Annotated in this window: 13 protein-coding genes and 1 pseudogene; 4 read left to right on the top strand and 10 right to left on the bottom strand. The window is 54.4% G+C overall.

The window, feature by feature from the left end:
- Nucleotides 1-168 precede the first annotated feature (168 nt).
- Entirely contained in the window at nt 169-1065 is an 897-nt protein-coding gene (locus AC4PCC_RS03430; RefSeq protein ID WP_067708867.1) for a LysR family transcriptional regulator ArgP, read from the top strand.
- Nucleotides 1066-1147: 82 nt separating this feature from the next.
- On the opposite strand, the gene AC4PCC_RS03425 is transcribed toward AC4PCC_RS03430, so the two are convergent.
- The 6 genes and pseudogenes from AC4PCC_RS03425 to epd form a co-directional block, all read right to left on the bottom strand.
- Nucleotides 1148-1873 (bottom strand): oxidative stress defense protein, encoded by a 726-nt coding sequence (locus tag AC4PCC_RS03425; protein WP_067708865.1) that lies wholly within the window; start codon nt 1871-1873, stop codon nt 1148-1150.
- A 278-nt stretch (nt 1874-2151) separates the two neighbouring features.
- Nucleotides 2152-2214: pseudogene (locus tag AC4PCC_RS03420) on the bottom strand (arginine transporter); the annotation flags it as partial.
- A 200-nt stretch (nt 2215-2414) separates the two neighbouring features.
- Nucleotides 2415-3305, bottom strand: a complete 891-nt coding sequence (gene mscS / locus AC4PCC_RS03415; RefSeq protein ID WP_492126400.1) for a small-conductance mechanosensitive channel MscS — start codon at nt 3303-3305, stop codon at nt 2415-2417.
- Nucleotides 3306-3542: 237 nt separating this feature from the next.
- The gene (gene fbaA / locus AC4PCC_RS03410; RefSeq protein WP_067708858.1) at nt 3543-4622 is read right to left on the bottom strand and encodes a class II fructose-bisphosphate aldolase; all 1080 of its coding nucleotides are present in this window, start codon (nt 4620-4622) and stop codon (nt 3543-3545) included.
- Between the two features lie 95 nt (nt 4623-4717).
- Nucleotides 4718-5878, bottom strand: a complete 1161-nt coding sequence (pgk, locus tag AC4PCC_RS03405) for a phosphoglycerate kinase (protein ID WP_067708856.1) — start codon at nt 5876-5878, stop codon at nt 4718-4720.
- A 30-nt stretch (nt 5879-5908) separates the two neighbouring features.
- A complete protein-coding gene (epd, locus tag AC4PCC_RS03400) occupies nt 5909-6946 on the bottom strand; it encodes an erythrose-4-phosphate dehydrogenase (protein ID WP_492126399.1) in 1038 nt (345 codons plus the stop codon).
- Between the two features lie 630 nt (nt 6947-7576).
- Between epd and AC4PCC_RS03395 the strand changes: the two genes are divergently transcribed.
- Nucleotides 7577-8077: a bactofilin family protein gene (locus tag AC4PCC_RS03395; RefSeq protein WP_492126398.1), complete on the top strand. Its 501-nt coding sequence runs from the start codon at nt 7577-7579 to the stop codon at nt 8075-8077.
- A gap of 90 nt (nt 8078-8167) precedes the next feature.
- Here AC4PCC_RS03395 and tkt read toward each other — a convergent pair whose 3' ends face one another.
- Nucleotides 8168-10159, bottom strand: coding sequence for a transketolase (gene tkt / locus AC4PCC_RS03390; protein WP_492126397.1), 1992 nt, complete (start codon nt 10157-10159; stop codon nt 8168-8170).
- Nucleotides 10160-10443: 284 nt separating this feature from the next.
- Here tkt and loiP point away from each other — a divergent pair, with 284 nt between their 5' ends.
- On the top strand, nt 10444-11196 hold the full coding sequence (loiP, locus tag AC4PCC_RS03385) for a metalloprotease LoiP (RefSeq protein ID WP_492126396.1): 753 nt from the start codon (nt 10444-10446) through the stop codon (nt 11194-11196).
- 64 nt (nt 11197-11260) lie between these two features.
- On the opposite strand, the gene speB is transcribed toward loiP, so the two are convergent.
- Genes speB through AC4PCC_RS03370 form a run of 3 tightly spaced genes read right to left on the bottom strand, consistent with a single transcriptional unit; the run spans nt 11261 to nt 14293 of the window.
- Nucleotides 11261-12184, bottom strand: coding sequence for an agmatinase (speB, locus tag AC4PCC_RS03380; RefSeq protein WP_492126395.1), 924 nt, complete (start codon nt 12182-12184; stop codon nt 11261-11263).
- 38 nt (nt 12185-12222) lie between these two features.
- On the bottom strand, nt 12223-14199 hold the full coding sequence (gene speA / locus AC4PCC_RS03375; protein WP_067708847.1) for a biosynthetic arginine decarboxylase: 1977 nt from the start codon (nt 14197-14199) through the stop codon (nt 12223-12225).
- Nucleotides 14192-14293, bottom strand: a complete 102-nt coding sequence (locus tag AC4PCC_RS03370; protein ID WP_369815719.1) for a virulence promoting factor — start codon at nt 14291-14293, stop codon at nt 14192-14194. The genes speA and AC4PCC_RS03370 overlap by 8 nt, the downstream gene beginning before the upstream one ends.
- Nucleotides 14294-14878: 585 nt before the next feature.
- Between AC4PCC_RS03370 and metK the strand changes: the two genes are divergently transcribed.
- Nucleotides 14879-16033, top strand: a complete 1155-nt coding sequence (gene metK / locus AC4PCC_RS03365; protein ID WP_067708845.1) for a methionine adenosyltransferase — start codon at nt 14879-14881, stop codon at nt 16031-16033.
- Nucleotides 16034-16154: the final 121 nt, after the last annotated feature.

Genomic DNA, 16154 nt, shown 5'->3' with positions numbered 1-16154 from the left:
ACTGTGTGCGCGTAGTATAAAACAACCCTTGCAGAAAACAGTGCATTTGTTGTCAGTCTGGAAGACAGCCCACAAACAAGCGGAGGGTTAAGCACGTTATTGCGCAGGGAAAGCGAGAAAAAATGTGGCATAGTGCTGATTCCTCACCTGAAAGAGATCAAACGAACAATGAAACGCCCGGATTATCGTACGCTTCAGGCGCTGGATGCAGTCATTCGCGAGCGCGGTTTTGAGCGTGCAGCACAGAAACTTTGTATTACCCAGTCCGCCGTTTCCCAGCGTATCAAGCAGCTGGAAAACATGTTTGGTCAGCCGCTGCTGGTACGTACCGTGCCGCCGCGACCCACCGAACAGGGGCAAAAGCTGCTGGCGCTGCTTCATCAGGTTGAGCTGCTGGAAGAGGAGTGGCTGGGTGATGAAAACGGCGGTACCACCCCGCTTCTGCTGTCGCTGGCGGTCAACGCCGACAGTCTTGCAACCTGGCTTTTACCTGCGTTAAAAACGGTATTAACCGACTCTCCGGTTCGCCTGAATCTCCAGGTGGAAGATGAGAGCCGCACTCAGGAAAGGCTGCGTCGTGGTGAGGTGGTCGGCGCGGTCAGTATTCAGCCGCAGCCGCTGCCCAGCTGCCTGATTGACCAGCTTGGCGCGCTCGATTATCTGTTCGTGGGTTCTAAAGACTTCGCTGCCCGTTATTTCCCTAACGGCGTGACGCGATCGGCCCTGCTGAAAGCCCCGGCCGTGGCGTTTGATCATCTGGACGATATGCATCAGGCTTTTTTACAACAAAATTTTGATCTGTCACCCGGTAGCGTCCCCTGCCACATCGTGAACTCTTCAGAGGCCTTTGTTCAGCTTGCCCGTCAGGGAACCACCTGCTGCATGATCCCTCATCTGCAAATAGAGCGTGAGCTGGCCGAGGGGGAGCTGATTGACCTGACGCCCGGACTGTTTCAGCGTCGGATGCTCTACTGGCACCGTTTCGCCCCGGAAAGCCGCCTGATGCGCAAGGTAACGGACGCGCTGATATCCCATGGTCATCGGGTATTGCGTCAGAGCGAATAACGAAAAGCCGCGCCAATGCGACCCCACAGGGGACGCGTCGGCGCGGCTGAAACGACCGGTGGAGTAGAGCTCTCCCCTGGGTTCAGGGGGTCCGCTGCAGCTCAAATACCACGTCAACCTGATCGTCAAAGTGAATCGTCTGCTGTTCGTAGGTCTGCTCAGCCGAGGTCATGGGTGCCGCACTGGCTGCTTTAAACATGCGGGCCATCGGCATGGGCTGATAGTTGGCAACGTGATAACGAATGCTGTAAACCGGCCCCAGCTTAGCGTTAAAGCCCTGCGCCAGCGCACCAGCCTGCTGCGTGGCATTTTCAATGGCCGCCTGACGCGCCTTATCACGGTAGGTCTCCGGATTCGCCACGCCCAGATCTACGGAACGAATCTCCGTCAGGCCCGCTTTAAGGGCACCGTCAAGCAGTGCATTAAGCTTATCCAGCTGACGCAGCGTGACCTGCACCTGACGTACGGCGCGATACCCTTTCAGTACCGATTTACCGTCTTTCAGATAATCATACTCTGGCTGGGTACGCAGGTTAGCCGCGTTGATGTCCTTCTTATCAATGCCCTTTTTCTGCAGGAAATCAAAATATTGCGCAACACGTTCGTCAGCCTGTTTTTTAGCGTCTGCTGCGTCTTTTGACGAAACATTCACTTCGATGGCCAGCGTGGCAATATCGGGGGTGGCGTCAATGCTGGACTGGCCAGAGGTCACGACGTGCGGGCCGTTTGGCAATTCATCTGCCAGCGCAGTAAGGGGAATAGTACCTAATCCAATAATGGCGGCCAGCGCCAGTTTAGTAAGCTTCACCAGGTTCCTCCGTGGGGGCTATTCAGTCAGCCTGCCGATAACCGGCAGGCTAAGGTAATTATGCGGTTAACATGCAACAGCCTTATTTTAGCGGCTTTTGTCGAACCAGACTTTGACGTCAATTCCAGCCGTTAGTTCAAGGTCGGGGATAAGGGTGGAAACTGAAGGCTCAGGCGATAAGGCCTTGTTATCCGCTCCCTAATGCCTGCTGTGCCAGCTTGAGGGCATAGCCTGCAGAGTCCATCGTCTACTCAGGGCGCTGCGTAGTGCGCCCCAGTTTGTTGTAATACAAAGGCATTTTGTGGCCCCAGCGGCAGGATCAACGCCGCGCCGAGCGCCATACCCTGGAAGAAGACAGCGATTATCCGTAACACCTCAGAGGTAAAAGTGAGGCGAGTGTATCTATCTGGAGTGAGTCGTTGAAATTTAAAATTCTAATTGTTTATTAGTCAGGCTAATGCCAGGCGGGAAAGTAAAGGCGGAAGGTGCTGAACAACGGCTGGGCCGTCATTCAGATTTCCGCCTTCGTATTCACCGCTTATTACGCCCCGGAAGGGCTGCGGGCTGGCGCAGAGGGTTCAGCCTCAGGCACGTTAGCCTGATGCAGGTGAACATCCATCTGCGGATAAGGAATACCAATGCCGTTCGCATCCAGCGTACGCTTAAAGTTCTTCATCAGATCCCAGTAGACGTTCTGCAGGTCTCCTGCACTGCTCCAGCAGCGCACCACGAAGTTAAGCGAGGAAGCGGCCAGTTCGTTGAGACCAATCTGCACGCCCATATCCTGCAACACGCGGCTGTCGGCTTCAACCACCTCACGCAGCAGCGCAATGACTTTATCCACATCCGCGTCGTAGGCGACCCCGATGATAAATTCGTTGCGGCGGTTGGGTTCACGGGAGTAGTTAACGATATTACCGGCAATAATTTTACCGTTTGGCACCACGACAACTTTACCATCACTCGTTTTCAGCGTGGTGGAGAAAATCTGTACGCTCTGTACCGTACCCATCACGCCGATATCAATAAATTCGCCGGTGCGGAACGGACGGAAGGTTACCAGCAGCACGCCAGCCGCCAGGTTTGACAGCGATCCCTGAAGCGCCAGACCGACGGCCAGACCTGCGGCACCCAGCACGGCAATGACCGAAGCGGTTTGTACGCCGACCCTTCCCAGCGCCGCAATCAGCGTAAAGGCAATAATGGCGTAACGTATCAGCGCGGAGAGAAAGTCTGCTACGGTGGCATCAATATGTCGGGCGCGCAGAACTTTGTTCAGGGTTCTGGAGATGACGCGGGCAACCATCATCCCGATAAAGATAATCGCAAGAGCGGCGACAATATTGACCGCATAGCTTAGCAGCAGCGCCTGGTTTCGTACCAGCCATCCTCCGGCATGATTGATACCATCGACTACATTCAGATCTTCCATTCGACTATCCTGTTGTTGTTCGCAGCGGCTTTGGCCGCCATCCACAGCCAGTTGTCACTGACATTCCAGAGATTAAGGGTAATCAAAAAAGTCGTCAGATGCCAAATAAGTCGTGATGGAGAAGCTTGATTCCCCCGGCGCGGCAGTTCCCGGATTAAAAATCCGCCAAAAAAAACGGAGGACCTCGTGAGAGATCCTCCGCTACGTTTGAGCGACCAGTTACAGTCAGCTTATTACTTACAGTACGTCTACCGCGTTCAGTTCTTTAAAGGCCTGCTCCAGACGCACAATCATTGAAGACTGTGCGGCACGCAGCCATACGCGTGGATCGTAGTACTTTTTGTTCGGCTTATCTGCGCCTTCAGGATTACCCAGCTGCGCCTGCAGGTAACCTTCGTTCTTTTTGTAATACTGCAGGATACCGTCCCAGTTTGCCCACTGCGTATCGGTATCAATATTCATTTTGATCACGCCGTAGCCGATAGATTCCTGAATCTCTGCGGCAGAAGAACCGGATCCCCCGTGGAAAACAAAATCCAGAGAGTTGTGCGGCAGGTTATGTTTCTTGCTCACATAGTCCTGAGAATCGCGCAGGATGGGTGGGGTCAGCTTCACATTACCCGGCTTATAGACGCCGTGAACGTTACCAAATGAAGCCGCGATGGTGAAACGCGGGCTGATAGCGTTAAGTTTTTCGTAAGCGTAATCAACGTCTTCTGGCTGAGTGTAAAGGGCTGATGCGTCCATATGGCTGTTATCTACGCCATCTTCTTCACCGCCGGTACAGCCCAGTTCGATTTCCAGCGTCATGTTCAGTTTGGACATACGCTTCAGGTAACCGCTACAGATTTCGATGTTTTCTTCCAGAGACTCTTCTGACAGATCAATCATGTGGGAAGAGAACAGTGGCTTGCCGGTTTTTTCAAAGTGCGCTTCGCCCGCGTCCAGCAGACCATCGATCCACGGCAGCAGTTTCTTGGCGCAGTGGTCAGTATGCAGAATAACCGGCACACCGTAGTGTTCAGCCATCTGGTGAACGTGATGCGCACCGGAGATAGCGCCCAGGATAGCCGCCGCCTGTGGCTTATCGGACTTGAGTCCTTTACCCGCAATAAATGCGGCGCCGCCGTTAGAGAACTGAATAATGACCGGCGCTTTTACTTTTGCAGCGGTTTCCAGCACGGCGTTGATGGAGTCAGTGCCTACGCAGTTTACTGCCGGGAGAGCGAATTTGTTTTCTTTCGCCACTTTGAAAATTTTCTGTACGTCGTCACCGGTGACAACGCCTGGTTTTACGAAATCAAAAATTTTAGACATGTTCTTGTGTCCTGTTTCGTCGGTCGTATGAAAAGATAATGAACCTGCCAGGCAGGCAAATCATTCTGGCGGGAGGCAAGCCCCCGCCCCAGAGGTTACTGTTTCGCACGCTCTTCAAGCATGGCAACCGCCGGCAGTTTTTTACCTTCCACGAACTCAAGGAAAGCACCGCCACCGGTAGAGATATAGGAGATTTTATCTTCGATGCCAAAGAGATCGATGGCTGCCAGCGTATCACCGCCACCGGCGATAGAGAATGCATCGCTCTCTGCAATTGCCCGGGCAACGATTTCCGTACCCTTACGGAAGTTAGGGAACTCAAAGACGCCAACCGGGCCGTTCCACAGAATAGTTTTGGCCTCTTTCAATAGTTTAGCCATGGCTTCGGCAGTTTCGTCACCGAAGTCCATGATCTCTTCATCGTCCTGCACTTCGCTTACTTTCTTCACGGTCGAAGGCGCAGTTTCAGAGAATTCCGTGCCGACGCGGGAGTCAGTTGGGACCGGGATTTTAAACTCGTCACGCAGTTTTTTGGCCGCGTCCACAAAGTCTGGCTCGTAAAGCGACTTACCCACGTTGTTATCAATCGCGACGAAGGTGTTGGCAATACCGCCACCCACAATGACCGTGTCGGCAATTTTCACCAGGGAGTTCAGCACATCAAATTTAGTGGAGACTTTAGAACCACCGACCACGGCAACCATAGGGCGGGCCGGATGCAGCAGAGCTTTGCCCAGCGCGTCCAGTTCGTTAGCCAGTAGCGGGCCTGCACAGGCCACGGGGGCGAACTTGCCAACGCCGTGGGTAGAGGCCTGCGCACGGTGCGCCGTACCAAAGGCGTCCATAACATACACGTCGCAAAGGGCTGCGTATTTCTTAGCCAGCGCTTCGTCGTCTTTCTTTTCGCCCTTGTTGAAGCGCACGTTTTCCAGCACGACCAGCTCACCTTCAGCAATGTCGACGCCGTCGAGGTAATCTTTCGCCAGACGAACAGGAGAAGAAATCTTATCTTTCAGGTAATTAACCACCGGCAGCAGGGAGAACTCTTCGTTATATTCACCTTCGACAGGGCGGCCAAGGTGGGAGGTGACCATTACTTTAGCGCCCTGCTTAAGTGCTGCTTCGATAGTTGGCAGTGAGGCACGAATACGCGCATCAGACGTTACTTTGCCCTCTTTTACCGGCACGTTTAAGTCAGAACGAATTAATACACGCTTACCAGCAAGATCCAGATCGCTCATCTTGATTACAGACATGGTGAATCCTCTCGTTGATTCTCTAAGTTTTTACAGGCGCAGAGCGCCCTGGCTGAAACCGCTTGCGACCATCGCTAACGTCGTGTCGAGCATTCGGTTAGCGAAGCCCCATTCGTTATCGCACCAGACCAGCGTTTTGATCAGGCGCTGACCGCTCACCCGGGTCTGGGTGCCGTCTACAATGGCACTGTGCGGATCGTGGTTAAAATCTATGGAAACTAACGGTAATTCCGTATAGTCAACTATACCACTAAACGCCCCCTCTGACGCATTTCGCAGCAGCGTGTTCACCTCCAGCGCACTGACGGCATCACGCACGGTGACGCTTAAATCAATCGCCGTGACGTTGATGGTAGGCACCCGTACGGCGATGGCTTCAAAGCGGTCATTAAATTTCGGAAAAATTCGGGTAATGCCCGCTGCCAGCCGCGTATCAACCGGGATGATGGACTGGCTGGCCGCGCGGGTGCGCCGCAAATCCGTATGGTAGGCGTCGATAACCTGCTGATCGTGCATCGCTGAGTGAATGGTGGTGACGGTCCCCCACTCAATGCCGAATGCATCATCCAGCAGCTTGATTATTGGGATAATACAGTTGGTGGTACAGGAGGCATTTGAGACGATTCTGTGTTCGGGCCGCAGGGCTTTTTCGTTGACGCCGTACACGACGGTGGCATCCAGATCCTGGTCACCCGGATGGGAAAACAGCACTTTTTTCGCCCCCGCTTTCAGATGCGCTTCGCCATCTGCCCGGCTGCCGTATACGCCGGTACAGTCCAGCACCACGTCAACATTCAGCTCCTGCCAGGGTAAATTTTCGATTTCCTCGCAGTGCAAAATACGGAGGGTATCGTCACCCACCCACAGCAGATCGCGCTCCTGGCGCACATCCCATGCAAAGCGGCCATGGCTGGTATCATACTTCAGCAAATGGGCCATTCCTGCGGAGTCGGCCAGCTCGTTGATCGCCACCACGGTCATTTCAGCACGACGACCGGTTTCATAGAGCGCACGAAGTACGTTGCGCCCAATGCGACCAAAACCGTTTATGGCAATACGAATTGTCATCTCACTCCCGCATCAGAAATCAGTGCAAAACCGGACCGTTAGCCTGAGCCAGTCAGTTAGGTTTGTACAGAAATTATTACCACCTGACCCCGCCCTGAACGTGGGTAAACAGCCACGTTAACGTCAACTGAAACGGTTCAGCCAGAATAAAGAGTGCGGAGAATAATTGGAATGCGTTAGATCAATCACGACGCAGAAATTCTGACAGAGATCACATTCGCTAAATGAAGTGCATGAATAAATACGCGATTGCAACGACCTCAAGTAGACTGTCATCCCCCAGCACGTATTTTGGCTTAGCCAAACGGGCTGGTGGATAAACATCAGGGAAGAGGCTGTACCGCTTTCGCATCCAGGAAGGACGCGTCAAATATCGCCACCGCAACCGGCGATAGTCTGGTCATACCCCTCCTTAATCTCCACACTTTTCTGCTGGTACAGACAAGCTGCATGATGAATTACAACCTACTTTGGTATATCTGGTTAATCTGGGCGTCCGAACTGCTGATTTACAGGGGCGACCATGTTATCCCGTTGCCACGCTGGCAATACTATAGCGGGGCATTAGTTATCCTCTATGCAGCCCTTAACTTCCTGTCTGAAAAAGCCGTTTTCACCAAAGGAATGACAATGTTTAAACGTAAAGCCACGCCAGAACACACCGCGAAAGCGCATGAAAACCCCCACGAGACGCCTGAGGCCGTTACGGCTCCCAATGCAGATGCTACCTACATTCATGAGGGATGTATGCTTTCAGGGGAGATCCACGCCGCCAGTGACGTCAGGATAAACGGCACCTTTGAAGGCAAGATTTACGCTGAAAAGACGGTATTCATTTTGTCAAAAGCGAAGGTTAACGGCGAGATCGCGGCAAACCGTATTGAGATTAGCGGGTGGCTAACCGGACGCTGTATTAGCCGTGAGCTGGTCATTAATGCCAGCGGCTTTATGGAAGGCACCGTTGAGTGCGCGTCACTCTCCGTCAGCCAGCAGGGCTGCTTCCACGGCACGTCGAAACCTCTGGCGCAGGAGAAAGAGAACATCAAGACCGGGAAAGTAAAATCTGGGGGCGAGGCCCCAGTGCAGGCGGCAACGGAGGGTAAACTGAACGATAAAGCGCCTGCGGTGTAACTACCGACAGGCGCTATACGGAGCGGTTGCCGCACAATTGGACGGCTCAGTCTCTGCGAGGTCGCCCGGTTACCGGGCGACCTCAGTTGACTACAGCAGCGCTTTTGCTTTCGCGACAACGTTGTCAACGGTGAAACCAAACATCTCGAAAAGCTTATCGGCTGGCGCTGACTCACCGAAGGTCGTCATGCCCACGATTGCGCCATTCAAACCGGTATATTTAAACCAGTAGTCAGCGATACCGGCTTCAATTGCCACGCGCGCGCTAACCGCTTTAGGCAGCACGGACTCACGATAGGCCTCATCCTGCTTGTCAAACGCATCGGTAGACGGCATGGAGACAACGCGAACCCTACGCCCTTCGGCGGTCAGCCGATCGTATGCGCCCACCGCCAGCTCCACTTCGGAACCGGTAGCGATCAGAATCAGCTCGGGCTGGCCTTCACACTCTTTCAGCACGTAAGCACCGCGCGCCACGTTAGCCAGCTGCTCGGCATTGCGATCCTGCTGCGCCAGATTCTGGCGGGAGAATATCAGTGCCGTAGGGCCATCCTGACGCTCAATGGCATATTTCCAGGCGACCGCGGATTCCACCTGGTCGCAGGGACGCCACAGGCTCATATTCGGCGTCACGCGCAGGCTGGCCATCTGCTCAACCGGCTGATGCGTCGGGCCATCTTCTCCCAGACCGATAGAGTCATGGGTATAAACCAGCACCTGACGGATCTTCATCAGCGCCGCCATACGCGCCGCATTACGCGCATATTCCACAAACATCAGGAAGGTGGCGGTGTAAGGCAGGAAACCACCGTGCAGCGTAATGCCGTTCGCAATGGCGGTCATGCCGAACTCGCGTACGCCGTAGTGGATGTAGTTGCCGGCTGCATCTTCATTGAGGGGCTTAGAACCCGACCACATCGTCAGATTGCTGGGAGCCAGATCGGCAGATCCTCCCAGGTATTCCGGCAGCAGTTTACCGAATGCTTCCAGCGTATTCTGTGAGGCTTTACGGCTGGCGATTTTTGCCGGGTTAGCCTGAAGCTTCTCAATAAAGGCCTGCGATTCACGCTGCCAGTTGTCCGGCAGTTCGTTACTCATGCGGCGTTTAAATTCGGCAGCCAGCTCAGGATGCGCCTTCGCATAGGCGGCAAACTTCTCGTTCCAGGAGGCCTCTTTAGCCTGACCGGCTTCGCGGGCATCCCAGTGCGCATAGATTTCAGTTGGGATAACAAAAGGCGCATGTTCCCAACCCAGCTGTTTACGGGTCAGTGCAACTTCAGCATCACCCAGCGCTGCGCCGTGTGAGTCATGCGTGCCGGCTTTATTCGGTGAGCCAAAGCCAATTACCGTTTTGCACATCAGCAGTGAAGGCTTATCGCTGACCGCTATCGCTTCTTCGATGGCTTTTTTGATCGCATCCGCATCGTGACCATCCACGCCGCGCACGACGTGCCAGCCATAGGCTTCAAAGCGCTTCGCGGTATCGTCGGTGAACCAGCCATCAATATGACCGTCAATGGAGATGCCGTTATCATCATAAAACGCGACCAGCTTGCCAAGCTTCAGCGTACCCGCCAGTGAGCAGACCTCGTGTGAGATGCCTTCCATCATGCAGCCATCGCCCATAAACACCCAGGTGTTATGGTCCACTACCTCATGGCCCGGACGGTTAAACTGCGCCGCGAGGGTGCGTTCAGCGATCGCCATGCCTACCGCATTCGCCACGCCCTGCCCCAGTGGGCCGGTGGTGGTTTCGACGCCCGCCGTGTAGCCAAACTCAGGATGTCCCGGCGTTTTAGAATGCAGCTGACGGAAGTTTGCCAGTTCATCAATCGGAAGATCGTAGCCGGTGAGGTGCAGCAGGCTATAAATCAGCATGGATCCGTGACCGTTTGACAGCACGAAGCGGTCGCGATCGGCCCACTGCGGGTTGGTCGGGTTGTGGTTCATAAAGTCGCGCCACAGGACTTCGGCGATATCTGCCATGCCCATAGGTGCACCGGGATGGCCGGAATTGGCTTTCTGAACTGCATCCATACTCAATGCGCGAATGGCGTTGGCAAGCTCTTTACGAGAAGACATGTTCTACTCCAGGTCGGATTAAACGCTTCGCCGTCCTTAACCTATTTTATTCAATGAGTTATCAGGCAAAGTTGTAAAAGTCGACCCACAATGTACATGAAGATCGCATCGTCTGTACATGGCGTAACGTGCAATATAACCGGTATTGACTTGCATTTTTCATCCTGTGAACTATGCATTAGCGCGGAACACGTTTATAACGCCCTGTGACAGATTCGCTTTCCTTTCCTGTCCTTATGGCAGGTTTTTACCCTTAATCTCTTGTTACTTAATGGATATACCCAATGAAATTACGTTCTGCTCTGGTGGCATTTGCCGTCGCCAATGCACTCGCCGGCTGTGCCAATATCGACAGCAACGCCCTGATGCAGTCCGGCGCACAGGCATTTCAGGCTGCAACCCTGACTAACGACCAGGTGAAAGCCCTCAGCGTTAAGTCCTGTGAACAAATGGATAAAGAGGCGCAGATTGCGCCAGCGGATAGCCCGTATACGCAGCGGCTGAACAAAATTGCGGCGGCGCTGGGCGATAATATCAACGGCACGCCAGCAGACTATAAGGTCTATATCACGAAGGACGTTAACGCCTGGGCCATGGCGAATGGCTGCATTCGCGTTTATAGCGGACTGATGGATTTGATGACCGATAACGAAGTTGAAGGCGTGCTGGGGCATGAGATGGGCCACGTTGCTTTAGGACACACCCGTAAAGCTATGCAGGTTGCCTGGAGCACCACCGCAGCACGGACGGCGGCGGGTGCCGCGGGCGGCATTGCTGGCTCGCTGTCGCAATCTCAGCTAGGCGATCTGGGGGAAAAACTGGTCAATGCACAGTTTTCACAAACGCAGGAGTCACAGGCGGATGACTACTCTTATGACCTGCTGAAGAAGCGCGGTATCGACCCGCAGGGGCTGGTCACCAGCTTCGACAAGCTGGCGACGCTGGAGGGCAGTCATCAGAGCACAATGTTTGACTCCCACCCGGCCTCAGCAGCCCGCGCGCAGCATATTAAGGAACGCATCGCGTCCGGTAAATAAACGCTGAACGAAAAAAAGGGCCTGACGCAGTCATGCGCCAGGCCCTTTTTTAGCACACTGACGGTCAGATGCCTTTGTTGACGGCCTGAACGTGCAGCATATCCAGCGCCAGCGTGGCGGCCGCCAGCGAGGTCAGATCGGACTGATCGTAGCCCGGCGCTACCTCGACCAGATCCATCCCGACAATGTTCAGCCCCTGCAGGCCGCGCACCAGCTTAGTGGCCTTATCGGTCGTCAGCCCACCGATCACCGGCGTGCCGGTACCGGGTGCATGGGCAGGATCCAGACAGTCGATATCGAAGGTCAGATAGACCGGCATGTCGCCCACAATCTGCTTCACCTGGGCGATGATATCGTCCACGCTGCGCTCATTAACCTGCGCGGCATCCAGCACGTTGAAGCCGAGAGCGTCATCAAATTCGGTGCGAATACCAATCTGTACCGAACGCGCAGGGTCGATAAGCCCCTCTTTCGGCGCGTGATGGAACATCGTGCCGTGATCGAACGTCGGGCCGTTAGAGTAGGTATCGGTGTGCGCATCGAAATGCACCAGCGCCATCTTACCAAAATGCTTAGCATGGGCGCGCAGCAGCGGCAGCGTCACATAGTGATCGCCACCAAAGGTCAGCATGCGCTTGCCGCTTTCCAGCAATCTTTCCGCGTGCGCCTGGAGTTTGTCACTCAGATCCTGAGAATCACCAAACGCGTAGACCAGATCGCCACAGTCGATCACCTTCAGATGCTGGCGCAGATCAAACTTCCACGGCCAGCGGCACCCTTCCCACGCCAGGTTGGTGGAGATCTGGCGGATGGCACCCGGGCCTAAACGGCTCCCGGGACGGCCAGAGGTCGCCGCATCGAAAGGAATACCGGTAATTACCCATTCAGCATCGCTATCCCAGGGCTGGAAATTAACCGGAAAACGCATAAACCCGAAGGCGTTAGACACCAGCGAGTTGTCGTACTGGTGGCCCAGCGTGTTATTCATACTCTGTCCTTTTACTATCAAACCGCGCGAGGGGAAAACTATTCGTCTTCCAGATAGGTGTAGCCATACAGACCTGCTTCAAACTCGGCGATAAACTGCGCGCGCAGCTCCTCATCCAGGTCACTCTCTTTAATCTGTTTACGGAAATGCGTCAGCAGCTCCTGCGGATCAAGCTGAACGTACTCCAGCATGTCCGCCACGGTGTCCCCTTCGTCGGAGAGCTGAACTTCCACGCTGCCGTCCGCAAAGGCGAAAACGTCTACCGCTTCGGTGTCACCAAACAGGTTATGCATATTCCCGAGGATTTCCTGGTAAGCACCCACCATAAAGAAGCCCAGCATCGGGGGATTATTTACGTCGTACTCCGGCATCGGCATGGTAGTGGCTATCCCGTCGCCGTCGACATAGTGATCGATAGTGCCGTCCGAATCACAGGTGATATCCAGCAGCACCGCACGGCGCTCCGGCGACTTGTTCAGCCCTTCCAGCGGCAGGACCGGGAACAGCTGGTCAATACCCCACGCGTCCGGCATTGACTGGAACAGCGAGAAGTTGACGTAAATTTTATCCGCCATGCGCTCCTGGAGTTCGTCGATAATCGGACGGTGCGCACGGTTGCTGGGATCAAGATGCTGCTGAATATAGTTGCAGATACTCAGGTAGAGCTGTTCCGCCCAGGCGCGCTGGTTCAGACTGTAGGTCCCCTGCGAATAGCCGGTATGGATATCGAACAGATCCATCTGGCTGTCGTGCAGCCATTCACGCAGCGAGCGGCGGTTGCTCGGCTCGTGCATCTCCTGCCAGGTATCCCACATGCTGACGATAGGACGCGGCGAATCGTCTGAAGGTGCCTGCGGCGTACTGAACTCATTACGTTCCACGCCGATGATGTTAGACACCAGCACGGTATGATGCGCGGTCACCGCACGGCCTGACTCGGTGATCACCGTCGGATGCGGCAGATTATGCTCTTCACAGGCATCGCCGATCGCCCAGATCACATTGTTAGCGTATTCGTTCAGGCCATAGTTTACCGAGCAGTCGGACTGCGAACGGGTACCTTCATAATCGACGCCCAGACCGCCGCCAACGTCGAAACATGAGATGTTAACGCCCAGCTTCGCCAGCTCAACGTAGAAGCGCGCAGATTCGCGTACGCCGGTCGCGATATCACGAATGTTTGCCATCTGCGAACCCAGGTGGAAGTGCAGCAGCTGCAGGCTCTCAAGACGCCCCGCCTCGCGCATGATATCAACCAGCTTCAGAACCTGAGTCGCGGAAAGGCCGAATTTAGACTTTTCGCCACCGCTTGACTGCCATTTGCCGGAGCCCTGAGAGGCCAGTCGGGCGCGAATGCCAAGACGCGGCGTGACGCTAAGCCGTTCTGCCTCTTCCAGCACCAGCTTCACTTCGGTCATTTTCTCAAGGACCAGATAGACCTTATGGCCCATCTTTTCCCCAATCAGGGCCAGGCGGATATACTCGCGATCCTTATAGCCATTACAGACGATGACCGAACGGGTCATCCCGGCGTGGGCCAGAACCGCCATCAGCTCGGCCTTTGAACCCGCTTCCAGCCCCAGCGGCTCGCCGGAGTTGATCAGGGATTCAATCACGCGTTTGTGCTGGTTAACTTTGATCGGGTAAACGAGGAAGTAGTCGCCGCGGTAGCCGTAGGATTCACGGGCACGCTTAAACGCCGCATTAATAGAACGCAGGCGGTGTTGCAGAATTTGGGGGAAACAGAACAGGGCAGGAAGACGCTGACCATCGGCCTCGCGCTCTTTAACCAGTTTCGCCAGATCAACGCGCGCTTCCGGCACGTCCGGATCCGGGCAAACGCTGATATGACCCAGTTCGTTCACGTCGTAGTAGTTATTGCCCCACCAGGCAATATTATAGGTGCGCAGCATCTTGCTGGCATCCTGATCGCTCATGGCCACCTCCTGCATTGAGCGGAGTACACCCTGTTCGCCTGCTGACGAACCCTTGATTGTCTTGATGTCGTCAGACATTGCGAGCCTCAAATTGGTAAAATGCGGAACAGTTAACCACTATCGCAGGGAAAGCCCGCGACAACAACCCATCGACCAGCGGGAAATTCAGCATAAAATGCTGCGGCATCGCACCTGTCGGTTTCTGAAGTATAACATCAAACACGTAACGGCCTCCGTCAGGAGTCAGACAGTCAAAAGCGAAAATCTCTCAGGGGGAACTGAGAGTACCAGGTTACCACCCGTGAACATATCAGCCTGCACGCGCGGGAAAGACGATGGCCTGCGTGCGGACAATGGATAATGCATGCCTGAAAAGGCCGTAAAGGAGGGATAAGTCCGCCAATCCTTTCTATAAGGCTTAAAGCAGCGGCGTTTTATACAGTCGGGCCCGGTGAAATGCAAAATCTAAAAGTGCGAAATGCCCGTTCGGTTAGCAATTTCTGCTATTTTCACCCTCGATGAAATTTGATTTCATGAAAAAACGCTGGCAATCCGCTTAACGAGTAACCTAAAATAGCCGTCCAGATGTTAATCCATCCATACCGGTTAACTTCTAAGCGTCTTAGAACCTATGTACTGCTCACGGCTTTGCCTGAGGGGGCGCTGAGCACAAGGCCCGTTTGATATTGCAGACTGGTACCCACTCTTTCGCGCTATGCAGTCGATTCCAACCCGTATTAGTAAGGTAAAGAATAAAATGGCTAAACACCTTTTTACATCCGAGTCCGTATCAGAAGGACATCCCGACAAAATTGCCGACCAGATTTCTGATGCCGTGCTCGATGCTATTCTCACACAGGATCCTAAGGCGCGCGTAGCCTGTGAAACCTATGTAAAAACTGGCATGGTGCTGGTCGGTGGTGAAATCACTACCTCGGCATGGGTCGATATCGAAGAGATCACCCGTAATACCGTGCGTGAAATCGGCTATGTCCATTCCGATATGGGCTTTGATGCCAACTCCTGTGCCGTATTGAACGCCATTGGCAAGCAGTCTCCTGATATCAATCAGGGTGTGGATCGTGCCGATCCGCTGGAACAGGGTGCGGGTGACCAGGGCCTGATGTTTGGCTACGCCACTAACGAAACCGACGTCCTGATGCCTGCGCCAGTGACCTATGCGCACCGTCTGGTTCAGCGCCAGTCAGAAGTCCGTAAAAACGGCACCCTGCCCTGGCTGCGCCCTGATGCTAAAAGCCAGATCACCTTCCAGTATGACGATGGAAAAATCGTTGGTATTGATGCGGTAGTGCTTTCTACCCAGCACAGCGAAGATATCTCCCTGAAGGATCTGCAGGAAGCGGTGATGGAAGAGATCATCAAGCCGGTTCTGCCAGCTGAGTGGATCAACCCCAGCACCAAATACCACATTAACCCAACGGGCCGTTTCGTTATCGGTGGGCCTATGGGCGACTGTGGCCTGACCGGACGTAAAATTATCGTGGATACCTACGGCGGCATGGCGCGTCACGGCGGCGGTGCTTTCTCCGGTAAAGATCCTTCCAAAGTCGACCGTTCAGCAGCCTATGCCGCGCGTTATGTGGCAAAAAACATCGTTGCTGCGGGTCTGGCTGACCGTTGTGAAATCCAGGTTTCCTATGCCATCGGCGTGGCCGAGCCAACCTCAATCATGGTTGAAACCTTCGGGACTGAAAAGGTGCCTACCGAGCAGCTTACGCTGCTGGTGCGTGAGTTCTTCGATCTGCGCCCTTACGGTCTGATTCAGATGCTGGATCTGCTGCACCCGATGTACCGTGAAACGGCAGCTTACGGCCACTTTGGCCGCGAACATTTCCCATGGGAAAAAACCGACAAGGCAGCTCAGCTGCGCGAGGCCGCGGGTCTTAAATAAGCCCAGTCTCTGCCGGTTAAGGGGCACCCCAGGGTGCCCTTTTTGCTGCCCGCTATCTGGCAGTTTATCGTCGCCTGTCTACACTTCGTTGACGCAGAACGCGACGGGGTGATAACGATTA

The organism is Erwinia sp. L03-1 (assembly GCF_058686115.1).
Note: the sequence above shows the minus strand (reverse complement) of the source record. Positions and strands in the feature narration are given on the sequence as shown.